Genomic DNA, 22,039 nt, shown 5'->3' with positions numbered 1-22,039 from the left:
CAATTGGGTTAATTATTTCAATATTTTTTTCTGATATATAACTGTATGCGGGCTCAAAACTCATAATAAACAATATTTCATATTAAATTAGTGAATGAACTGTTTGTGTTATATATCACTACAATAAATAACGAAAATTGTTTTATATTACCTTAAAAAATTAAATATTATATTAAATCTAAGCGAAAATTCTGAAGGAAACTTGTTTTTTATCGAAAAAACAGCCACTTGTACTCTTTCTTTCGGCAAACTACGCAATATATATTATTAAATTAGTAAAATATTTATTAATAATACTTAAGCCTGCCCCATTGTACCCCCAAAATTCATGGGGAACCCGGTTGGCTCAGATTGAATTTTGATACGGCCATTTACATTTTCAAATTTTTCAATATTGTCCTGCAAAGCCGATACAAGGCGTTTAGCATGCTCAGGGGTCAGAATAATACGTGATTTAACTTTTGCTTTAGGCACTCCCGGCATTACACGTATAAAATCTATCACAAACTCTGAGTTAGAGTGAGTTATAATTGCCAGGTTTGAATAAACACCTTCCGCCATCTCTTCAGAAAGTTCAATATTCAGCTGATTCTCATTTTGTTCTTCCATGGTATAAAAATAGCAAAGGCTTTTGAAATTTGTAATGATATATCGACGGCTACGCTTTGTTAAATGATTTAGCAGTAATTGTAAGACCTTCTATCGTTGTAAGTGGCAATACACTACCTAGCGCCTGCTTTAGTTTATTATTGCTAACAATATAATTTTCTGTAAGTTTTTGCAAACGTTCGGTGGTCAGCGGCAAATGCAACACACCTCCGCATTTTGCTAAAAAACCTATAAGTTTTGGGTTTATCTTCCACAGCTTCGGCTTTGCTCCTATTGCATTGGCTAGTAGCGTCACCACCTGGTTGGTCGATAGCGTCTCATCATCGGCTACATTGTATACCCCGTTAGCGATTCCAGTCTGTCGGGTCAATTCTTTTATAACAAAACACAAGTTTTCGACACTCAAAAATGACCTCTGATTATAAAAACCTGCCAATGGATATGGAATGCCTTTTTTTACAAATTTGTATAACAAGTTAAGATTACCCTTATTACCCGGGCCATGAATCATACATGGGCGAAGTATATAGTACGATTTGCCTTCGGGTAAAGGCTGATTCTGTATATATTCTTCAGCCATTAATTTTGATTTGCCGTAATCTGTTTGAGGATTGGGTTTATCATTTTCAGCAAGAACACCTGTCACGGAATCAGCAGCTGCTTTTACCGAGCTTATGAAAATGAACTTTTGCGCTGTTGATTTTAGAAAAGCATCGTATAGCTTGCGGGTAAGTTCAAAGTTCACCTGATAATATTCGCCAGGACTGGAAGATTTTTTTAGATCATGCGCCTTGCCCGCCAGATGTATTATGGTATCTATCGAATTTAACGCCTCAACAGAAACACCTTGCAGCTCGGTGCGGTTAATAGTATGAACCCGACAATCACCCTTCAGATAATGCAGCAAATTCTGACCAACAAAACCGGTTGAGCCCGTGATTAAAACATTAGCCTTCATACAAATTAAATGTCTGCGCCACCACTTCTTTAAGTGAGAACTCGTTTACCATCTTCTCTCTTGAGGCTTTTCCCATTTTTAATCTCAAATTCTCATCCTGCAACAGTTGCTTAATACGTAGACTTAATTGCTGATGATCTTTTACGGGTACCTTAAAGCCATTAATACCTTCATCGACACATTCCCTGCAGCCAATTGCATCTGTCGTTAAGACCGGGCGACCAATTGCCATAGCTTCTATCAACGACTTGGGCAACCCTTCTCTGTACGAAGGCAGGCATACAATGTCCGATTGCTCATAAATATGCTGTACATCGCTCCTGTGCCCCAACCAAACAATATAACCAGGGTCGCATTTTTCATTCAGCTCCTTTTCAGTAATATGCGCCGGATTATGCTCGTCAACTCCACCTACCAGCCAGAACTCTGCCTGATCGGCAAACTCATTTATCAATACCTGTGCTGCCGCTATAAACTCGAGTACGCCCTTGTCCTTTAACATCCTTGCAAGGAGCACCACCACCAGTTTTTGTTTTTTTACAGGCGCCAAAAAGCCAAACTCTTTTTCATCCACTCCAGAGCCTTTAATTACCACAAAGTTTTTTCCATTTAAAAAACCAAGCTGATTATAAAAAGCCTGATCATCAGGGTTCTGAAAAATAAAATGTGATTTCTGGTCGCTGAAGGCCCATTTCAACAGTCCTTTCAAAAACACCTTACTTAGCGACTTCCGATTATCCGTAAAGGTATATCCTAAGCCACTCACCGCATTGATGACTTTCGCCTTTGATTTGGCTTTCCGGGCTGCAATAGTGCCATATATCGACGGTTTTAGCGTGATATGATGAATAATATCCGGCTTTATTTCTTTATATATTTTTGTTAACCGGGTGATGAGTGAAAGTTCTTTAACCGGATTTTTGCCTGAACGTTCAAAATCGATATTGATCACCTTTATACCGTGCTCCTTTAGTGATCTTTCGCATCCAGTGTCTTTGGTAACTAAATAAACGTCGTATTTTCTTTTTAACGCTTCAAGAGCCAGCGGCAACCTGTGCGAAACAAAAAACCAATCGACATTTACTACAAAAAGAAGCTTTTTACCCATTAAATAAATTTCAAATTAATGCGTCAACCAACCGTTTGACAATTTTCCGTAAAAGTAATGTATTAAAGAATATCCGGCACTCGTAAAATAAGATCGCCAGCTGTACAAGCCGGCGATCCGTTTTTATAATATCCTGACAAAGGAAAAAGATTAATGAAAATTTATCTTATCCCTGCCAAAGTTCCTTTTAAGTTTTTTTAATGAGTCCGGTTGATCAGCACTGTCTTTTGATATAGAAACATTGTTGAATTCAATATTAGGTCCTTTTTCAGAATGCCCCATACGTACAAACGATTTTCTGTTGTTCTTCCACTTTGGGTTAATAACCTGTATATGACCGTTCATATTATTAGAATCCTGTGTATCTCTGAAGCCATAGTATAAAAAAGCATTGTCCGAACCATCATCCAGATGATTACGGATAGTAATAGTTGCCTCCTTATCTATTTTGCCCCGCATCGCCCATATTGAGAATGCCATACCAATCTTCGCATTGTTATAAGTGATTGGCGCATCAATCAAAATGTTATTCAAAACATCCGTATTACCATTAGGTTCAAAATCGATACCTGCTTGCGGATCGGTGCCGTTTGTATTACACACCAGCGCTTTTCTAATAGTCAAACCATCCACCGAAACTATAGAGATACCGTTCCTGCGGTTGTTATTTAACACAGGACAAAAGATGCGGATATCTTTGGAAGTTCCAGGCATTCTTCCTACGTAAATACCATCGCCCCAGCAATCAGAAATAACGGGATTAATAATATCCACATTGGTTGCCCCTGCAATAGAAATACCCATGCCCCATTCTCCTTTAGTACCGTTATGGTTTTTGCGGTCGCCCTCCAGCACTGGGAAATATAGTTTTACGTTCTGTACATTGAAAATGCCTAATAACTGGTAGTGAGGGTTTTCGCTTGGGGCTAATATCAGTTTTGAATTTACATCAAAAATAACGGTGCTGTTACTTTTCAATGCCAATCCTTTAATATTGATCAGTACAGGGAAATTTGGGAAAACAACTTTGGCATTGCTATTTATACCCTGCTGCAAATAGGAAGTATAATCAACTGATCCATCGGTGACGTAACCTTGCGGTAAGCTTTTGGTCAGGTCGTAAGCGGTGGCCTTTTCTGCATTGGCTTTTTCGCGATATGGGGATAGCATATCAGCCGACGGCTTGTATTGAGCAGGGATAGGTTTAACTTGAAACCCGGATTGTGCATTACAATTTTTTGCGGAGATACACATAGATATTATCAGTGATAACATCAGTATTTTAAATGGGGTAAGGGGAAACTTTTTCATAACTTTTTAGTTTTTATAGCTGTTTGTATAACATTAAGCTATTTGATTGGTTTTGGCGTCGGGAGTTTAAAATTCGCTCCATACAACACGTTTAACATAATCGACATAGCTTAAAATGATCTTAACCATTTTATCAGAAACATTCGGCATCGAATAGTCTGCCACCCGCCTGAAATTCCGCTCCTCGCCTGTCTTTTGATATTGTAATTGCTTCAACCCCTGCATAATGCGTTCAGGGTTCATTCCTACCATCATTACCGCTGCCTCTTCCATTGCCTCAGGACGCTCATGTGCGTCGCGTATGTTCAATGCCCTGAAGTTCAGGATCGATGATTCCTCGGATATAGTCCCACTGTCTGATAAAACAGCATACGATTTCATCTGTAAAGCATTATAGTCATTAAATCCCAACGGCTTCAGGAACTGTACTTCCGGCCTTACCGACACCTTTTTAGCCTCAATCATATTCCTGGTACGCGGGTGCGTGCTTACGATTATCGGGAAACCGAAAGTTTCTGCAATATGATTTAAGCTTGCGATCAATCCATTGAAATTCTTCTCGCTGTTAATGTTCTCCTCGCGGTGTGACGAAACTACAAAGTACTTATTCTCTTCCAGGCTCAAACGGCTCAACACCTCCGATTTTTCGATCTCAGGGCGATAATAATTCAAAACCTCAAACATTGGAGAACCGGTTTTAATAATTCTGTCGGCAGGTAGACCTTCCCGTAAAAGATATTCGCGGGCAATATCACTGTAAGTAAGGTTAATGTCAGCTATGTGGTCAACTATCCTGCGGTTCGTTTCTTCGGGAACACGCTGATCGAAACAGCGATTACCCGCTTCCATATGGAATATTGGGATATGGCGTTTTTTTGCGGGTATAGCACAAAGGCAGCTATTAGTGTCTCCCAGTATCAGAAAAGCATCAGGCTTTTCGCTTTCCAGCAACGGATCGATCTTGATCAGTATTTGCCCGACAGTCTCGGTAGCTGTCGCTCCGGCAGCATTTAAGAAGTGGTCTGGCTTGCGTATGCCCAGATCATCAAAGAATATCTGGTTCAGCTCGTAATCATAGTTTTGGCCGGTATGAACCAGTATATGGTCAATGGCTTCCGACTGATCCAATGCCGCCATTACCCGCGACAATCTTATTATTTCGGGCCGGGTGCCAACCACGGTCATTACTTTAAGTCTCGATTTCATTATATAATATTAGGCAGATGTTTTAATATTCAGCTAAACGTTTTCAAAATAAGTATCCGGATCAGCCGGGTCGTAGAACTCATTGATCCAGAAAATAGTGTATAATTCTTCAGTACCTGTATTCTTAATATTATGAGTATACCATACAGGCATATCCACATAGGCAGGCTCATCGCCGGAAAGATGAAAGTCAAGCACCTCGTTTGTCCCGATCCTTCTGAGCTGTATTAATGCCTCTCCTTTTATAACTGCAAAGCGCTCAATTTTTCGTGTATGATAATGGTTGCCCCTCGTTATGCCGGGCACAGTGGTAGAAAAAGACACCTGCCCGCCTACATTTAGCCTGATCACCTCCACAAAGGCCCCTCTTGGATCGATGTGCTGCTTAAACTTAACCGGGAAATGGTTTTTGATATCCATATAGCAACGGAACGTATTGAACAGCTTCACTTCAAATGGATGACTTAGTTGCGGAATGATACCGTTATCCATATAGTGGCTTTTATAACCTTCCAAAAGGTTCAAAATAACGGACACTTTCCTTTCATCGGTATGCGGGATAATCAACAGATCATTTCCGACCTTGCTCCTGATCTCATCTATAATAGCCATTGCCAAATCTCCTGCGTAGATCAGTTTCACATCTCCGTCAACTTCAATCTTCGGGGGCTCGTTGTGTGTTAGCTGATAGCAAAAAGTAGCGATGAACGAATTATAATAAGGGTTACCAAAAGGACCGTAGACATTGGGGATTACCATACCAGTAAACTTTCCGCCCGAACGCTTGGCCCAGGCAGCAAACAGTTCCCTGCCTTCTTTCTTGCTTTTGCCATATACGTTATCTCTTTCCTCCTGAGACGAAGAAGAGAACAGAACATGTGCTTCGCTGTTAACAGCCTCCAGTGCATTAACCAGTTTTTCAACCAGTTCAATATTAGTTTTATAAATAGTATCCGGATCCTGATGACGGTTTAACGCAGCCAGGTGAACAATGGCGTCACAGTCAGCAACAAATTGCTGTAACTTATTATCATCTTCAAAATACTCCCTGGAGAAAGGGACTACTTCAAATTCTTCAGGAAAAAGCCCGAGGGTATTGGCCAGGTGTTTACCGATAAATCCTTCATTTCCTGTAATACCTATTTTCATATTGTATTGCTTATTTCATTCCAGTTATACCATTTATTTTGATCGTACCGGTAGTCATCACCGATAGATTGCTGAACTGTAAAATCAGAGAATATCATCACACGTGAGCCGGATTCTAAAGCTTTAAAACCATTAGCGTATCCCCCGGGAATATGTAAAACAGCCGGGCTGCCGGCTGACAGATCATATTCAAATAGTTCGCACCCATCGGAAGGGTTTTCCCAATTATCTATCTTTACTGCTACTACTTTAAACGAGCCTGCAATAACGTGAAACCACTTGCTTTCGTGCCGGTGCCCCTGCCAGGCTCTAGCAATCGTTGAATCCGCCGGTTCAATAGTATAAAAGCGCTTTATATCGGCAAACGTAAAATCGTTAATAAAAGAGATGCTGCCTCGCTGATCGGCATGTACGGCACCGGATATAATCTCAGGTTGATTACTCATATCAGCTTACCCCGGATATTGCGCCACCTCGTTATCACCAAACAATTCCTTTTTTATTAAAGGCAGATCAGCTAACAGTTTTTTCATTCCTTCTACCCCCAGCTGCTGAGTATTGTGCGAATGGTAATCCTCGATCCGGGCGATATCCACTTCACCCTCCGAAAAATATTGGTTATAGTTCAGGTTGCGGTTATCAGCAGGTATTCTGTAAAAATTGCCCATATCCTGCGCCTTGGCCATTTCCTCACGGGTACACAATGTTTCGTATAACTTCTCGCCATGACGTGTACCAATTATTTGCGTCTCATTATCGGCCTTGGCCAATTCTTTTAATGCTGTAGCCAAATCGCCAATAGTGCCTGCAGGTGCTTTATTGACAAACAAGTCGCCTTGATTACCATGCTCAAAAGCAAACAAAACCAGGTCAACCGCATCTTCCAGCGACATCAGGAAACGTGTCATCTTGGGATCGGTAATAGTTATTGGACTACCTTCTTTTATCTGTTTCAAAAACAGGGGGATAACGGAACCGCGGGAAGCCATTACATTGCCATATCTCGTCAGGCACACAGTAGTTGTATTATCAATAATGTTGCGCGACGCAGCAATGGCAACCTTTTCCATCAGCGCTTTTGAAATACCCATTGCATTGATCGGGTATGCTGCTTTATCTGTGCTCAGGCATATTATTTTGGTTACTTTATTGGCTACAGCAGCATCGATTGTATTTTGCGTACCGAATACATTAGTCTTTGTGGCTTCTATCGGAAAAAATTCGCAGGACGGCACTTGCTTTAATGCAGCTGCATGAAATACCAGATCGACACCGTGCATGGCTCGCTCAATGCTGTTGTAATCCCGTACATCGCCTATATAAAATTTCAGCTTTTCGTTTTTAAGCTGGTTTCGCATATCGTCCTGTTTCTTCTCATCACGACTGAAAATGCGGATCTCTTTTATATCTGTATGTAAAAACCTACTTAAAACTGCATTACCAAATGAGCCTGTTCCGCCGGTAATCAATAATATTTTATCTTTAAACATCGTGGTTAACTAATTTCTTCAATTAACTTATATACTTTTTCACATTGTCTTTCGGGATTTTTGTTATTCAAAACAAACTCCCTGGCTTTAAGCCCCTTTTCGGCTAAAACTATCGGGTCAAGGCTTAGAATTTCAGTGATTTTAGCTGCTAATACAGGTATAGAAATATCTTCTAAGCTATAACAATAATCATAATATTCATCCGGGATACCGGGTAATTTATATAAAAGTGTGGGTACACCTGAAGCAAGATATTCCATAGTTTTAGATGGAAAAGAAAACTTGGTAAACTCCCCTTCGGCAGTCCTGGGATTGATCAGCAATGAAGCTTGTTGCTGTAGTTTTAGCACTTCTACCCTATCGATCGATCCTTTGTAAATGACCCTGGTATCCTTTTCGGCGGCTAAGTTAATATCTTCTTTTGTATCTCCGTCGCCACAAATTACCAACAGGTAATTTTTATCATCTATTAAACCGAAAGCTTCCAGTAGTCTTAATATGCCGTAACGCCGGGCCAAAGTGCCCGTGTATAGAATGATCTTTTTACCGGAAGGTGTTTTAGAGGAAAGAACGGTACTTGCTGGATCATTATAAATACCTTCCACAACTGTCCACGGTTTACTATTCATATTTAATGCTTCGGCCATAAACTTACTGACAAGTACAAAACCATCAATTTCGCCAAAGTTTTTATACAACTGGTCGTTGGTGAATTTTTTGAATGCCTTATACAAAACATTATCAGGCCCGCCCATAAACTGGGGCAAATCTGGTAATATCAGGTAAACTTTAAGTTCAGGAAATTCCTTTTTTGCAGCAATAGCAGCTTTTAGGAAAGGTAAAAATGCAGAATAGATTAGAATCGCCTTCTCTCCTTCAGCCTGCTTTACCCATTTGCGGATATTATTTTTCGCCTCCCGGTATATAATGCCATTCTTCAATGCCATCAGGTTGAAATAACCAACGTTAAACCCGTCAAACCCTTTGTTTTTCCCGAAGGGCAGAGACTTTATAAAAGGAGTTTTACACAACACCGGGTACGAACCCACAAAAGGAAAATTGAGAACATGTAGGTTATGATAGTATTTGGTTAATCCCCCTAGAAAAGACCATTGTAGTGCGTCCGCAGCAAATTGAGTATTCGCCTTACTGTTTTCAATAAGTTCCGAACGTATTTCATCGGGAAAAAGGCCAGTTAAAAGCAATAGATTTTTCACAATCAGGAATTTATATATTTATTTCTCCATCCTAACCGAGTTTAAAAACCGTCTTATTAATTCATTATAGTTTCTATAATCGAAAATATTGTTGCTTTTAATCAGCCTTTTCATAGCCTGTATTTTGTCTTTACCCTGCAATAATGCAAATTTAAAAGTACGTACCAGGTTTTCGCTGGTAGAATTGTCTAAAATGTACCCATTCTCCCCATCTTTCAAATAATCGGTAATGTTGCTGCTGGCATTAGCAAGAACCGGAGTTCCGCAGGAGAGTGCTTCAACAAACTTTGTCGGGAAGCCTGCCGTATTTACCAGGTTGTTATCTCTTATAAACACCGCATAGTCAGCACATTTTATCTCATTAAGGGCATCGGTATGGGACAAACGTCCTTTAAACCTCACCTCACTTTCCAAAATCTCGGGGAAGGAACTGATACCAAAATTATCGATATATTGCTGCTTTGTCAGGCCAACAACATTGAGCAAAAACCGGATCTTTGTGTCTGTTTTAATAATAGCCAGCGCACTCAATACATCATCTAATTTATCTTTTGCTCCGCTTCCCGGCGAGCCAGCATATACAAGCACCATTTCTTTTGGGCTGCGTATGCAATCACTTGTCCATTTTTCGGCCCGAATATCTACCAAGGGCGGAACTTGTATTACATTCTTCATCCGGCTGGCATAAAATGAATACAGGTAACCACTTATCGCGATCAACCCATCTAATTTGGGTTGAACAACTTTCATCCGTAAATAGGTGTCAAAGCCTTTGATCATTTTAAACGCCAAGTTGCCCTGCGGATCATACCATTCTGTGCAGTCCGAAATTAAGCGGATGTTTCTCGACCTGCACCAGCCGCCCAGTTTTGCCAATGCGAAAGCCGGATAGTTATAAGCTATTATGTATTCTAATGAATCAATCTTATTTGCAATCCTGATAATATCCGTAATATTATTCAAATAATATATCCACTCAGCTAAGCCAGAAGGATATTTTAAACCGTAATATTCAAAGTCTTCGAATACTTTTTTTGTTGATTCAACGGGCGTTCGTTCAGTCAATGTGCGATCAATACCAAGATAGTAAACAGAATAACCCAACTCCATGAATAGCTTTCCGTTGGCAACCACACGCTGAGCCGCTGCGTTCTTATCAGGTAGTTCAAATCCCCCTACATATAAAATTCCTTTTTTGCCCATACCGGAGACTGGTGGTTGGTTACTCATCTTATCTTTTGACTTTTATCCAATGATTTCTGGAAAACATAATTAAGCAACTTATGCTGTGTTTCTTTTTCATGATTTTTTAAAAACAGTTGCCAGGCGTTAGCCAGCAGTCGTTTATTACTGTCCTCTGACGATGAGTTTTCTATTATCGCCGATACATCCGGACCATTTAAATCTGCTATCACATAAGCACAATTATTATCCCTTAGATATTCTATCGAAGCGATGTCACGAGGGCCGATGGCAATTATGGGCCTTTGCGCTGCCAAATATTCCGGAATTTTTGTCGAAATGGACAACCGCGTGTATTTTTTTATCTTTTCATCAAATGCTTCTACATGAATCAAATAATTGCTGCTCCGCATCTTGCCGATCAACTCTTCCTGAGAAACTCTTTCACAAAATACCACTTCTGCTATTTGTCCGAATTGGCGTTCATATTTCGCACGGTCTGCATCAGAAGTATATATCCTGAACCCCAGATTCTGCGAGGCATAAGCCTTGCTGTTTTTAACTGCCCTAAAAAACTGTAGTAGCGTTTGCCATCTTAGCAAATGAAGCCCTCCGAAATAAGAAAATATTATTTTTTGGTTTTCATGCAGATCGCTTTTATGGGGTTCTTTGATATCGACACAATTCATCAAAGCAAAAAACTCTTTATGATATTCAGACCGATATTCTATTCCCATCTTTTCGCTGATCACAATACCAACCTCTGATTGTCTGAATACTTTATTTAAAAGGTGTTTCTTTTTCAGCCGGGGCATTATTAGCAAAGGGTCGCCTTCGTAAATGGTATGCGGCCAATCATCCATAAAATGCGGAACAACGGGAAGATTGTATTTAACGGAAAGTTTATACACAATATCCGTTATGGCAATAGAGCCTAGTGGCGAATAAATGATACCGGGCTTAAATTCAGAAATAAATTGGTCTAACGCCTTATCATATCGATACGGGAGCAATGCCTTATAGGAAGAGGCAAGAGTATGTAAGTAATTTAATATGTTACCTTTTAGCGATTTATCCGCCGCTGCTCCACTTACCCCTTTTACCTCACTTTTTGATGAACGAAGTCCCCTAAGCAGCCCGTCACTATCTGAAGTTTTATTCTTCATATATTTTAACTCAGATATATGAAATACACGATAGATACTCTGCGGGGTGTTATTATCGAGTGAGGTATAAACGATGGCCACTTTACCCGCTGGCCACCCCGAAAACATATTCTTTAAGGTAATGCTGGTGGCATTATCGTCGTTGGGAATACTGTTTGATATTATCAGAATTTTACAAAAGTCATTATCCATATTTAGCTATCAAACTTTAATATTTTATCGCCCGTGGCTGCTTTTCGGTACGTTCAAGAAACGAATAATATATAAATCCCATATATATCAGCAGGAACAATCGGAAGGCCGAGTGATTATTTATAAAATTACTTTTAACATTTGCCGCTATCACTGTAAATACAAAAAGCACAAAAAACCATCTGTGCTTTTTAAGATTGTAAAGACGAACGGCCATTATAGTGACTAACGTCATCAATAATGTGAGGTATACTATACCACCATAGTAAAGCTGTCTTATAAAACCAATATCTGAATGAGTAACCGTACCACTGGTTTGGCCGTGCAAAAACAGGTCAGCCCCCGAACCTACTATCCAATCCAATGCATTATCAGGCAACACCACCATATTACCTAATACCCCGAATGTGTCTGGTCCGGTTTTACTTTTACCACCCGATACAAAACCCAGGGTTTGTGTAAAAAAACCGAATCCCCATTCAATTATCTTCTGATACTTTTCGGCAAAATCAGATGAAAGAAATACAACAAGCATCACTCCTAATATCCCAGATGCATACAAAAACATCTTTATCTTTTTCCTGACAAATATTAGGTAAAACCCCATAACAATAACGGGCACCATACCGATGCGTGCGTTTACCATTATTGAGATTAGCAAAAGAACAAGGGTTATAAAATATATTACAAAATGCTTTCTTCCCTCCGACATCTTCAAAAGAATGATCGCAGCGGCCGTTCCCTGAACAAGCCCATAAGAATAAAACAACGTGGATGCAAAACCAAACCCCCGGAGCAAATTATTTTGCTGGTACTCACTTGCTGCAAGGATCTTGTTATTCATCACATTATTCAGTGAAGGGTTGACAAGCAGCATGACCGTAATAAGTGCAGCAAAGAAACACGTCCATAATATAATATTGATCAGCCGTTCTTCATGCGAGGCCTTGTCAGGTAATTTCAACCTGCGAGAGCAGATATCGACAATAAAAAAGGCAAACGGGATGGCCTCGATCAGCAATGTCCCGTTAATATATAAGAAGTTTTTGCTGGATGTGCCATTAGTCCAGTCAATGTCACGGAGTAGCGTAAACAAAGTTATTAGAATGACCAGGATGATCTCATTCTTAAACAGGTATAAGAGCTTACCGACTAACGAATAGTATAATAAATAGCCCCAAACAATAGGCAACAACAGCCAGATAAGATTAGGAAGCCCTTTAACCGGAGGGTTAAATATGTAGATGTATACCGCAAAAATCAGCATACCAGTCTTCACATATTTTCCTAAATTCATCATTATACAAGCTTATTTATCCGTTAGTTCCAAAGAACCATGAATTTAAAAATTGCTTTTAAAAAATTGAAAGAGGTCAACTGATCTAAATTTCTGATCATTCCTTTAAAGGCCAGTTTTTTGGTCGACCGATATGGAAGATACCAATAAAAACACCTTAAATACCAAAGCTTTATGGCTTTTTTGTAATAAGGTGAATGCTTATACTCATTGATGGAATCAAGATGGGAATAGATAGTTTTCTGATTGATCATTTTGGACTTCACATCGTTTACTTCGGGGCTGCGGCGGTAATAGTTTAAATAGTCATCAATAAAGCCGAAAGGGTGTTTCTCCGCAATTTTCAAATCCATATAGAAATCATCGGCCCAGGTATTTTTGTAATACCCTACTTCCTCAAATATTGACTTTCTGAACAAAGCATTTACCGGCGGGTGAAGCTCCTGAAATATAATTTCTTTAAATATATAGCCGCCTTTTAAGAATTTATTAGCCGCCTCCGTAAGATATGGGATGACGTTTCCATCCAGATCGACCATATATACCTTCCCAAAACACACCGGAAATTCTGCGTTCTGTTCCATAAACGCTACCTGTTTTTCCAGTTTATCCAATGCCCAGTAATCGTCAGATGCACAAAAAGAAACGTATTTGCCCTCAGCGTAGTTTTGAATGCCTTTATTCAGCGTCGAGGTCAATCCAATATTTTCCTGAAGCACTAAGTTGAAGGTGTATTTTTCTTGTAGTTGTTTTAATATTTCCCTGCTCCCATCTTTTGAGCCATCATCAATAACCGTTAGCTCAAAGTTTTTATAAGTCTGCTGCATTACGCTTTCAACACATTGGGTTATAAATCTTTCATGATTATAACTTGGTACTATCACCGATACCAAAGGCGCATTTAATTCAGTCGTTGCCTGCATAAGATCAACTATTTACACGTGCATCTTTTTTCCAGAACAGTAATTTTCTGAATAAGAGGATCATGGTTATCAGGTATAAAAAATAATTTACAGCAAATGCCATTGTTATGCCTTTTAGGTGAAAAATATTGAGGAATACATATCCTAAAACAACATAACTGGCGCTAAATATTATTTCGGTAAAAATAAATGCTCTTGTCATAGCCTTTGCCAACATCAGGTAAGCTAATATCCATGCGGATATTTTAAAAAAATCCCCGCATAGCTGCCAGATAAACAAACCCTCCATTTTTAAGAAATCAGGCGTATATAGAACGCGTATAATAATAAAACGAAGGAAATATATGCTGCAGCACCCTAAAAGCACGGCTGGTAGTATGATTTTATACCCTGAAAAGATTTCCTTTCTTAATTCTGCCCTGGTTTTTAAAGAGGATAGCTTTGGTAAATAATAGGTGCTTAACGATGTTGTAATTAACAGCAAATAACCATCTGATACTTTCATCATTCCCTGCCAGTATCCTGCAGAATTTATGCCCACTTTGGCAATTACTATATTACGCAATACGATTTGGGCAACAGGGACCGTTATCGCAGAGACTATGGCCATTAAACTAAAGTGACTTAATTTTTTACCAACTGTTTTATTAAATGCCTCTTTAAAGTAATCCCACCTGAACCAGGGGGTCCTTATAATTAAGCTTGCAGTAACAAAAAAAACAATGGAAGGTGTTAAGACCAACGAATACAGTGCACCCCGTACTTTAAAAAAATATACCAGCACTGCTGTCATTATTAACCCGATCACACTACCGGCGGCATTTACTATCGTATAGCTTTTTATTTGCCCTTTACCATTTAAAATGCTTATAAATAAAGTATTCAGCGAGTATAGTATGATAGTTATACCGAGCACCCTTATCACATTAGTGTAAATGTCGTTTAGAAGCAACCATGCCGAACAATAAGGCGCCAGAATAATAAGCAACAAGCCCACAATACATGAGCAGTATACAGATATCTTGAGGGAAGTGCTGAAGAGCTCCTTTAGCTGGCCATCATTTCCATTGTACTCAGCAGTATATTTTACTACTCCGGTGTTAATGGCGCCATTTGCGAAAATCAGTACGATAGATATAAAATTGCTGAACGCCCCGATTATGGCGACACCGGCAGGGCCTGTGAGCATGGCTACTATCTTACTGCTCACAAAGCCTGAACCTATACGAACGAAGGTAATAATAGAGGTAAAAAAAGTTGTCTTTACTAATTTCAAACCGGCGATTAATAATTATTCAATACTTCAATAACTTTATTTACTTCCGCGACGGGCATAACCGGGCTCAATGGCAGACTTAATACTTCAGCATGTATTTGTTCAGATATTGGATAGCTTAGTTCATTCCATTCTTTATATGCCTCCTGCTTATGCGGGGGTATAGGGTAATGTATTACTGTTTGGATACCATTATCAGTTAAATATTGCTGCAGGCCATTACGATCATTTGTCCGAACCACAAACAAATGCCAAACGTGTGCGCTCTGTTCCGTTACTTTGGGTAGCTTTATTTTATCATTCTTTATTTCCTGCAGATAACGGTTAGCTATATCTCTTTTGATTTGTGTGTCTGCATCCAACGATTTTAGTTTCACCCCAAGTAATGCCGCCTGTAGTTCATCCAACCGGCTATTAATACCTTTGTATTTATTCTTGTATTTGATATGGGACCCGTAATTTGCCAGCGCCCTTACAGCTGAAGCTAATTCATCATCATTGGTAGTTACTGCCCCGCCATCACCCAAAGCGCCCAGGTTTTTCCCGGGATAAAAGCTAATGCCTGCAGCATCTCCAAAATTACCAGCCTTTCTGCCATTGATTGCCGCACCATGTGATTGTGCACAATCTTCAATCACTTTTAGATTGTGCTTTCGGGCAATCTTGCTGATATTTTCCATATCGCACAATTGGCCATACAAATGAACCGGCAAAATTGCTTTGGTTTTTGAGCTGATTTTGGCCTCGATAAGACCAGGATCGATATTATAGGTCTCCGGATCAGGCTCAACTAAAACCGGTATAAGATCATTCGCAGATACAGCCAAAATGCTGGCGATATAGGTGTTTGACGGGACGATTATCTCATCACCGTCCTCAAATATTCCCAATTCTTTGTATGCCCTGATAATCAGTATCAAAGCATCTAAGCCATTTGCTACCCCTATGGCATACCTTGTACCGCACCAGGCGGCAAAATCATCCTCAAATTGTTTTACTTCTTTCCCTAAAATGTACCACCCTGAATCCAGCACACGTTCAAACGCATGTATCAATTCAGATTTATGCTGCTGATTTATATTATACAGATCCAAGAATTTTATCATCGTATTTCTGTTATACTTTCATCCCGGATAATACCCGGAATGGGTTATTTAATTTATCTCTTATATGGAACTAATCAGGTAGTCCTCAGCTTATTTAATTGATTAAAATTCAGCCTTGTAGCTTCCGTTTCAATAATATCAGGCTCATATTCTGCGAGTTTCTCCCTGTTCAAAAAACCGGTTAAAACTGCTGCGGTATTCATCCCCAATCGTTTTCCTGTCTGGATATCTTTCCCGGTATCCCCAACCAACCAATCCCCTGAACTTACTTTTACTTCATTTTTTATGAGGTCGTACTTTTCCTGCACCTGACCTGTAACCAATAACTTGTCTATCATCTCTAGCCAGCCAAACCTGCTGATCTGCTCAAATGCCATTTTTTCAGATTGTCTTGAAGTTACAATGAAAACCTTATGCGTCTGTTTCAATGCTTTTAAGTAGTCTGATATTCCTGCAAAAGGTTCATCCAAAATAAGCCATTCGGGTTGCTCTATTTGTTTTAACCAGTCCGCTTCAAACCTGGTTATCTCCATCGGTTGATAATTAAACAGGTCTCTTAAAATCTCTTTGTGGGCGGTTTTATTTCTTTTCAATGCCCAATATTCATCAAATGACAACCCCGACAGTGGCACCATCTGTTGAAATAGTTTATAAAGCCGTGGCCTCGACTCCAGTAATGTTCCGTCTAAATCAAAAAATATATTCTCCATCGCTCCGGTTCATGTAATGCCATTCTTCAGTGAGTCCTTTATCTAAGCTCGTTTCAGATTGTAATAAATATTTTCTTAGTTTGCTATTATCAAAAACCAGATCCCTGCCTGCGCCAGCGCTCGCAACATGTTCAACTGCAACCTTATGCCCGCTTATTCTGATAAGCTCATTTACCAATTCTAAAATGCTTATTGAATTATTGCCTACCAGATTAACTGGCCCAATATCTTCATCTAAATTTATCGCATTTACTATCGCCTCAACAACATCTTTTATATAAATGAATGACCTGATCTCTTTGCCATTTCCCCAAATTTGTATGGGTTGGTTATTGATCAGGTTTTTCATAGTAACTGGTATGATCTTCTGATAATTTTCTTCTCCGGGACCATATACATGGCCAATTCTCAATATTTGGAACTTTTTATGTTTTTCATTACCCCAGGCAGCAATCATTTTCTCACCATACAATTTAGAATATCCGTAAAGGGAAACAGGCTCCACGAGCGAAGACTCTGATACCACGTCCGTTTTACCATATATGTCCAAAGTACTCAAATAAATTACCTTTTGAAGTTTAGGCAAGTCAGAGGATAATAGTTTCTCGGTATTATAAATATTCTGATTGCATTTTAAATAGTCATTAGCTTGCGAGGCATTCTTTGGCGTATATGCTCCTGCATGAACGATTACTTCGATGGCATCAGCATAACCATTTTCGGCAAAGTAACTTGGTTCAAAGTGATAATTATTATGTAACAGACAATTGGCTCCCGGGATTGGTTCGGATGTGAGGGCCACTACGTTATCTGCTCCAAATTTCTTGATTAGAGCATTGTGTAAGTGTTTACCAATAAAACCGGAAGCGCCTGTCAATAATATCATGACAAATTCTTAATGATCTTCCCAATTTCCTCAGAGCGGGTAAGCATTGGTTTGATATCCATCCCTCTAAGCCACATCAAGCCATTGTCTAATGGGTTAAGATTGTTTTTCAGTTTTGGAAACTCATTATACAATGCAATATTCTTAAATATCTCAGGCATATTGAGCCCCGCTTCTGTAAAAAATAACACTGTAGTGAAAAACCTTGAGATATTAATTTCTGTCGGATTTGGCACGCCATTCTTGTCATAGGTCATGTCTACGCCAAATATTCCGTGCGGCTTTTCAGTAACGGCTTTAACTGATTTGATAGCAATATCATCAACCAAAGGATCTGAGAAAGTTTGGCCAACCTTGGTAACGCCGGTCACTCCCGAAACACTTCTGTTGCCGTGGGTCCATCCCTTTCTTATCCTGGTTTGTGCAACTACCAACTCTCCCTCATGCCATATAGACAACCAGGTTACGGTTTCTGCCATTAACATTTCCGCGGCTGTAAAATCGCCCCAGCCATTAAAACGATCCAACCATCCTTTCGCAAAAACGTAATCATTGGTAGGTAAAGCTCCCTTACCACCCCCGCCTATAGACGAGGCCCGCAACCATATGTTCCCATTCTCATCACCCAAATCAGAAAAAGCTCTCTTCAGATCGTCCGGGTTATTGATCATATAGTTAGTTGGCACCGCGATACCTGCACTTTTAAATTTCAGGTAAGTCTTGTACTTGTGTACACAAGTATCAATTACTTCGTGATCTGGCATAAATGTTTTAACTCCACAAGCATGTATTTCATCGATGAATTTTGAAGCATGATAAATTTCCAGATCGTTTTGGAAGTGAATAAGATCGGGTTTTACTTCATTTAGTAAATGCAGTAGTGATTTTTTATACTCACTCGAATTTGCATATGGAATATAATACTTTTCTTGTGCAGCAGACATAACCAAATCTGTTGGCTCGCTTCCCATACCCATGATCAGCTCATCCTTTTCACTTTTCAGAAGGGAATTTATTACCCCTTCAGAAGGCGCGCCACCAGCTCCGGCAATTAATATTTTTTTCATTTTTTATAGGTTAGAAAATCATTATACTCTCTTATGTAATCATTCTCATTGTAGAGATGTGACGCAAATACCAGGCAAATGGCCCCGGAAGAAAAGTTAATCTCAGAAGCCCAAATGCCCGGAGGAATATGCAATCCTAAATAAGGCCTGTTTAATTGTATCGTCCGTTGTGTTCTACTGTCATTGAGTGACACCTCAAAACTTCCGCTGGCAGCAATCAAAAACTGATGGCACTCTCTATGAGCATGTGCGCCCCTTGATTCTCCACCGGGAATGTCATACAGATAAAACACTCTTTTTATGGCAAAAGGTATTTCAATATTATTATGTACCGGCGTAATATTACCCGCTCTGTTTTTAATCCTTGGCAATTCAAATATGGAGCAATCGTATACTGAAATCATCTTACCTGGCTTTGGAGCTGAATAAAAACTGATCATAGTCCCGTATATAATCATTCGCATCATAATCTTCGGAAGCGATAATTAATGCAAGAGAATTAGTTGAGAAATTTTCCATATGACGCCATAAGCCATTAGGTACATACAGGCCATAATATGATCTGTTCAATGAAAATGTCTTTTTATCATTCCCATCATTCAATGTCACATCAAAACTGCCCGAGATAGCTACAATAAATTCCTGGTTTGTTCTATAGGCATGGCCGCCGCGTGTCTCGCCCCCCGGTACGTCATAAATCCAATAGGTACGCTTTATTTCAAACGGAATATGTTTAGTTTCCTCAAGGAACGACAAATTACCTCGCTCGTCAAGGATTTTGGGCAGATTAATAATCTTTGCTAACACTAAACTCATATTACAGTTTACTGTGGACTTCGTTTTGATACCATTTATAGGTTAGTCCAAGCCCTTCTTTAATTGAATATTGAGGTTCATATTGAATTAACGCCTCTGCTTTGCTTATATCAGCCAGACTGTGCCGCACATCGCCCCTACGCTCAGGCTTATAAACAGGCTGAATATCACTACCGGATAATTCACACAATATTTGCCATAACTGATTCAGTGTTGTGCGTTGCCCCACAGCAATGTTAACCACTTCGTGTTTATTAATATTGCAGTTAAGCATTGCTTTAATATTGGCCTGAACAGCATTGTCAACAAAGGTAAAATCGCGGCTCGTCTCGCCGTCCCCGTTAATATTTGGGGCCTCATTTTTTAACGCCGCTTCTATAAATAAAGGTATAACAGCGGCATACGGTCCATGAATATTCTGATATGGCCCAAATACATTAAAATATCTTAGCCCTATCGTATGAAAGTCGTAGGTTTTTGAAAATACCGCAGCATACAACTCATTTACATATTTAGTAACTGCATAAGGAGAAAGAGGGTTACCTATTTTATCTTCAACCTTAGGAAGCCCCGGATGGTCACCATAGGTACTTGAACTGGCGGCGTAAATAAATCGTTTTACATTCCCATCGCGGGCAGCCACCAACATATTCAAAAAACCGCTGATGTTTACTTCATTTGTGGTAATCGGATCATTTATAGAACGCGGAACCGACCCGAGAGCTGCCTGATGCGATACAAAATCCATTCCTCTTACGGCGTTATGGCAAGCATCCGGATTTCGGATATCACCTTCAACAAATTCGAACCCCGGATGAGTAGTAAAGCGTTCGATATTGTTGTAATATCCTGTTGATAAATTATCTAACACACGAACTTTCCTGGCACCATGTTTCAATAAATACTCCACCAGATTTGAGCCGATAAAGCCCGCTCCGCCCGTGATTAGAAAACTATATTTGTTAATATCTTCGTTATGGTATTTGTGTTCGTACATTTTTAGCAATAATTAATAATTATAAACACGCATCCACTAAATCGCGTGACAGAACGCCCTTCACATCATAAACCACAGCCGTATCTTTTAGAAATCCTGAAATATCCAAGTCCTTAAACTCCCTGTGTGCTACTGCTAATATTACTGCATCATATTTTGCTCCAATAGCCGTATCATTACTGCAGGTGACACCGTACTCACGGTTTACCTCAGCAGGGTCGGCCCATGGGTCGAGTATATGAACATCTGTTTTATACTCTTTCAATCTCCTCTCAATATCGATCACTTTGGTATTACGCACGTCCGGGCAGTTTTCCTTGAATGTGAATCCCAGTAACAGCACTTTACTATGAATAACCTGTATGCCTTTTCTGACCATCAGTTTAATCACTTCATCAGCCACGTATTCGCCCATGCCATCGTTTAACCTACGGCCCGCCAATATCATCTCAGGATGATAGCCCAGTTCCTGCGCTTTCTGCGCCAGGTAATAAGGATCGACACCAATGCAGTGCCCGCCAACCAGTCCGGGTTTGAATTTTAAAAAGTTCCATTTAGTGCCTGCGGCTTCCAATACATCATTTGTATTTATACCCAGTCGGTTAAATATTTTGCTCAGTTCATTAACAAACGCAATATTGATGTCCCGCTGTGTATTTTCGATTACTTTGGCAGCTTCAGCTACCTTAATAGACGCTGCCTTATATGTTCCGGCAATGATAATAGAACCATATAATTGATCGACGAATTCAGCAACTTCCGTAGTCGAGCCCGAAGTTACTTTTAATATTTTAGCGACTGTGTGCTCTTTATCGCCCGGGTTAATCCGCTCAGGTGAATACCCGGCAAAGAAATCCTGGTTATATTTCAGTCCTGACATTTGTTCCAGTACCGGCACACACTCATCTTCTGTAACACCGGGATATACGGTAGATTCATATATGACCACATCATTTTTCCTGAGGGCGTTACCAACTGTTTGACTGGCCTTATACAATGGCGTTAAATCGGGTCGGTTGTGTCTATCAGTTGGCGTTGGAACTGTGATAATAAAAACGGTGCAATCATTTAAACATTCCTGATCATTTGTACAGAAAAGCCCAGTCGCATGGCTATTCAACTGATCCCGGGTAATAACCACCTTCAGCAACTGCTCTTCGGAAACTTCCAAAGTATGATCGTGCCCTGAAGCCAGTTCTTCTATGCGCTTTTTATTAATATCAAATCCTATAACCGTATATTTTGTCGCAAACTCGGCAGCTAAAGGCAATCCCACATAACCAAGCCCAATAATCCCGATCCTCACTTTTTCGGAAGGTTTAAATAATGAAGGGCTTTGTATTTCTGACATAAATTGGTTTAATCAAAGGTAA

22 protein-coding genes are annotated in these 22,039 nt (G+C 39.7%); all 22 read right to left on the bottom strand.

Going from position 1 to position 22,039, the window contains the following annotated elements; genetic code table 11:
- Positions 1–297 precede the first annotated feature (297 nt).
- Positions 298–609, bottom strand: a complete 312-nt coding sequence (locus Q3A68_RS07015; protein ID WP_302900347.1) for a DUF3467 domain-containing protein — start codon at positions 607–609, stop codon at positions 298–300.
- Positions 610–658: 49 nt separating this feature from the next.
- Entirely contained in the window at positions 659–1,567 is a 909-nt protein-coding gene (locus tag Q3A68_RS07010) for an NAD-dependent epimerase/dehydratase family protein (protein ID WP_302900346.1), read from the bottom strand.
- The gene (locus tag Q3A68_RS07005) at positions 1,557–2,675 is read right to left on the bottom strand and encodes a glycosyltransferase family 4 protein (protein ID WP_302900345.1); all 1,119 of its coding nucleotides are present in this window, start codon (positions 2,673–2,675) and stop codon (positions 1,557–1,559) included. Before Q3A68_RS07005 ends, Q3A68_RS07010 begins: the two co-directional genes overlap by 11 nt.
- 150 nt (positions 2,676–2,825) lie before the next feature.
- Positions 2,826–3,986: a hypothetical protein gene (locus Q3A68_RS07000; protein ID WP_302900344.1), complete on the bottom strand. Its 1,161-nt coding sequence runs from the start codon at positions 3,984–3,986 to the stop codon at positions 2,826–2,828.
- Between the two features lie 66 nt (positions 3,987–4,052).
- A complete protein-coding gene (gene wecB, locus Q3A68_RS06995) occupies positions 4,053–5,192 on the bottom strand; it encodes a non-hydrolyzing UDP-N-acetylglucosamine 2-epimerase (RefSeq protein WP_302900343.1) in 1,140 nt (379 codons plus the stop codon).
- Between the two features lie 33 nt (positions 5,193–5,225).
- Entirely contained in the window at positions 5,226–6,341 is a 1,116-nt protein-coding gene (locus Q3A68_RS06990; protein ID WP_302900342.1) for a polysaccharide biosynthesis C-terminal domain-containing protein, read from the bottom strand.
- A complete protein-coding gene (locus Q3A68_RS06985) occupies positions 6,338–6,787 on the bottom strand; it encodes a cupin domain-containing protein (RefSeq protein ID WP_302900341.1) in 450 nt (149 codons plus the stop codon). Before Q3A68_RS06985 ends, Q3A68_RS06990 begins: the two co-directional genes overlap by 4 nt.
- 6 nt (positions 6,788–6,793) lie before the next feature.
- Positions 6,794–7,831, bottom strand: coding sequence for a polysaccharide biosynthesis protein (locus Q3A68_RS06980; protein WP_302900340.1), 1,038 nt, complete (start codon positions 7,829–7,831; stop codon positions 6,794–6,796).
- A 5-nt stretch (positions 7,832–7,836) separates the two neighbouring features.
- Positions 7,837–9,048 (bottom strand): glycosyltransferase, encoded by a 1,212-nt coding sequence (locus tag Q3A68_RS06975; protein WP_302900339.1) that lies wholly within the window; start codon positions 9,046–9,048, stop codon positions 7,837–7,839.
- Positions 9,049–9,066: 18 nt separating this feature from the next.
- The gene (locus Q3A68_RS06970) at positions 9,067–10,278 is read right to left on the bottom strand and encodes a glycosyltransferase (protein WP_302900338.1); all 1,212 of its coding nucleotides are present in this window, start codon (positions 10,276–10,278) and stop codon (positions 9,067–9,069) included.
- Positions 10,275–11,588, bottom strand: coding sequence for a glycosyltransferase family protein (locus tag Q3A68_RS06965; protein ID WP_302900337.1), 1,314 nt, complete (start codon positions 11,586–11,588; stop codon positions 10,275–10,277). The genes Q3A68_RS06970 and Q3A68_RS06965 overlap by 4 nt, the downstream gene beginning before the upstream one ends.
- A 16-nt stretch (positions 11,589–11,604) precedes the next feature.
- Positions 11,605–12,888, bottom strand: a complete 1,284-nt coding sequence (locus tag Q3A68_RS06960) for a hypothetical protein (RefSeq protein ID WP_302900336.1) — start codon at positions 12,886–12,888, stop codon at positions 11,605–11,607.
- A 20-nt stretch (positions 12,889–12,908) separates the two neighbouring features.
- Positions 12,909–13,808 carry a glycosyltransferase family 2 protein gene (locus Q3A68_RS06955; protein ID WP_302900335.1) on the bottom strand — a complete coding sequence of 300 codons (900 nt, stop codon included), beginning with the start codon at positions 13,806–13,808 and terminating at the stop codon, positions 12,909–12,911.
- 4 nt (positions 13,809–13,812) lie between these two features.
- Entirely contained in the window at positions 13,813–15,084 is a 1,272-nt protein-coding gene (locus Q3A68_RS06950) for an O-antigen translocase (RefSeq protein WP_302900334.1), read from the bottom strand.
- A gap of 8 nt (positions 15,085–15,092) precedes the next feature.
- Positions 15,093–16,190 (bottom strand): DegT/DnrJ/EryC1/StrS family aminotransferase, encoded by a 1,098-nt coding sequence (locus Q3A68_RS06945; RefSeq protein WP_302900333.1) that lies wholly within the window; start codon positions 16,188–16,190, stop codon positions 15,093–15,095.
- A 74-nt stretch (positions 16,191–16,264) separates the two neighbouring features.
- Complete coding sequence (locus Q3A68_RS06940; protein WP_302900332.1) at positions 16,265–16,900, bottom strand: HAD family hydrolase; 636 nt, start codon at positions 16,898–16,900, stop codon at positions 16,265–16,267.
- On the bottom strand, positions 16,881–17,786 hold the full coding sequence (locus tag Q3A68_RS06935; protein WP_302900331.1) for an NAD-dependent epimerase/dehydratase family protein: 906 nt from the start codon (positions 17,784–17,786) through the stop codon (positions 16,881–16,883). Before Q3A68_RS06935 ends, Q3A68_RS06940 begins: the two co-directional genes overlap by 20 nt.
- Positions 17,783–18,853: an ATP-grasp domain-containing protein gene (locus Q3A68_RS06930; protein WP_302900330.1), complete on the bottom strand. Its 1,071-nt coding sequence runs from the start codon at positions 18,851–18,853 to the stop codon at positions 17,783–17,785. The genes Q3A68_RS06935 and Q3A68_RS06930 overlap by 4 nt, the downstream gene beginning before the upstream one ends.
- Positions 18,850–19,293 carry a sugar 3,4-ketoisomerase gene (locus tag Q3A68_RS06925; RefSeq protein WP_302900329.1) on the bottom strand — a complete coding sequence of 148 codons (444 nt, stop codon included), beginning with the start codon at positions 19,291–19,293 and terminating at the stop codon, positions 18,850–18,852. The genes Q3A68_RS06930 and Q3A68_RS06925 overlap by 4 nt, the downstream gene beginning before the upstream one ends.
- Positions 19,259–19,669 (bottom strand): sugar 3,4-ketoisomerase, encoded by a 411-nt coding sequence (locus Q3A68_RS06920; RefSeq protein ID WP_302900328.1) that lies wholly within the window; start codon positions 19,667–19,669, stop codon positions 19,259–19,261. The genes Q3A68_RS06925 and Q3A68_RS06920 overlap by 35 nt, the downstream gene beginning before the upstream one ends.
- A gap of 1 nt (position 19,670) precedes the next feature.
- On the bottom strand, positions 19,671–20,666 hold the full coding sequence (locus tag Q3A68_RS06915; protein WP_302900327.1) for an SDR family oxidoreductase: 996 nt from the start codon (positions 20,664–20,666) through the stop codon (positions 19,671–19,673).
- Positions 20,667–20,685: 19 nt separating this feature from the next.
- Positions 20,686–22,017 carry a nucleotide sugar dehydrogenase gene (locus Q3A68_RS06910; RefSeq protein ID WP_302900326.1) on the bottom strand — a complete coding sequence of 444 codons (1,332 nt, stop codon included), beginning with the start codon at positions 22,015–22,017 and terminating at the stop codon, positions 20,686–20,688.
- Positions 22,018–22,039: the final 22 nt, after the last annotated feature.

Origin of the sequence: Mucilaginibacter tolerans, assembly GCF_030519375.1 — a bacterium.
Classification (GTDB): domain Bacteria; phylum Bacteroidota; class Bacteroidia; order Sphingobacteriales; family Sphingobacteriaceae; genus Mucilaginibacter.
This window is presented reverse-complemented; position numbering and strand designations above follow the sequence as displayed.

Bases quoted from the DNA above. Each gene is read 5' to 3' on its own strand.
- Q3A68_RS06985 (WP_302900341.1), bottom strand. From the start codon at position 6,787: ATGAGTAATCAACCTGAGATTATATCCGGTGCCGTACATGCCGATCAG.
- Q3A68_RS07005 (WP_302900345.1), bottom strand. From the start codon at position 2,675: ATGGGTAAAAAGCTTCTTTTTGTAGTAAATGTCGATTGGTTTTTTGTT.
- Q3A68_RS07015 (WP_302900347.1), bottom strand. From the start codon at position 609: ATGGAAGAACAAAATGAGAATCAGCTGAATATTGAACTTTCTGAAGAG.
- Q3A68_RS06915 (WP_302900327.1), bottom strand. From the start codon at position 20,666: ATGTACGAACACAAATACCATAACGAAGATATTAACAAATATAGTTTT.
- wecB (WP_302900343.1), bottom strand. From the start codon at position 5,192: ATGAAATCGAGACTTAAAGTAATGACCGTGGTTGGCACCCGGCCCGAA.
- Q3A68_RS06970 (WP_302900338.1), bottom strand. From the start codon at position 10,278: ATGAGTAACCAACCACCAGTCTCCGGTATGGGCAAAAAAGGAATTTTA.
- Q3A68_RS06965 (WP_302900337.1), bottom strand. From the start codon at position 11,588: ATGGATAATGACTTTTGTAAAATTCTGATAATATCAAACAGTATTCCC.
- Q3A68_RS06960 (WP_302900336.1), bottom strand. From the start codon at position 12,888: ATGATGAATTTAGGAAAATATGTGAAGACTGGTATGCTGATTTTTGCG.
- Q3A68_RS06925 (WP_302900329.1), bottom strand. From the start codon at position 19,293: ATGATCAGTTTTTATTCAGCTCCAAAGCCAGGTAAGATGATTTCAGTA.
- Q3A68_RS06980 (WP_302900340.1), bottom strand. From the start codon at position 7,831: ATGTTTAAAGATAAAATATTATTGATTACCGGCGGAACAGGCTCATTT.
- Q3A68_RS06955 (WP_302900335.1), bottom strand. From the start codon at position 13,808: ATGCAGGCAACGACTGAATTAAATGCGCCTTTGGTATCGGTGATAGTA.
- Q3A68_RS06945 (WP_302900333.1), bottom strand. From the start codon at position 16,190: ATGATAAAATTCTTGGATCTGTATAATATAAATCAGCAGCATAAATCT.
- Q3A68_RS06930 (WP_302900330.1), bottom strand. From the start codon at position 18,853: ATGAAAAAAATATTAATTGCCGGAGCTGGTGGCGCGCCTTCTGAAGGG.
- Q3A68_RS06920 (WP_302900328.1), bottom strand. From the start codon at position 19,669: ATGAGTTTAGTGTTAGCAAAGATTATTAATCTGCCCAAAATCCTTGAC.
- Q3A68_RS07010 (WP_302900346.1), bottom strand. From the start codon at position 1,567: ATGAAGGCTAATGTTTTAATCACGGGCTCAACCGGTTTTGTTGGTCAG.
- Q3A68_RS06940 (WP_302900332.1), bottom strand. From the start codon at position 16,900: ATGGAGAATATATTTTTTGATTTAGACGGAACATTACTGGAGTCGAGG.
- Q3A68_RS07000 (WP_302900344.1), bottom strand. From the start codon at position 3,986: ATGAAAAAGTTTCCCCTTACCCCATTTAAAATACTGATGTTATCACTG.
- Q3A68_RS06910 (WP_302900326.1), bottom strand. From the start codon at position 22,017: ATGTCAGAAATACAAAGCCCTTCATTATTTAAACCTTCCGAAAAAGTG.
- Q3A68_RS06935 (WP_302900331.1), bottom strand. From the start codon at position 17,786: ATGATATTATTGACAGGCGCTTCCGGTTTTATTGGTAAACACTTACAC.
- Q3A68_RS06990 (WP_302900342.1), bottom strand. From the start codon at position 6,341: ATGAAAATAGGTATTACAGGAAATGAAGGATTTATCGGTAAACACCTG.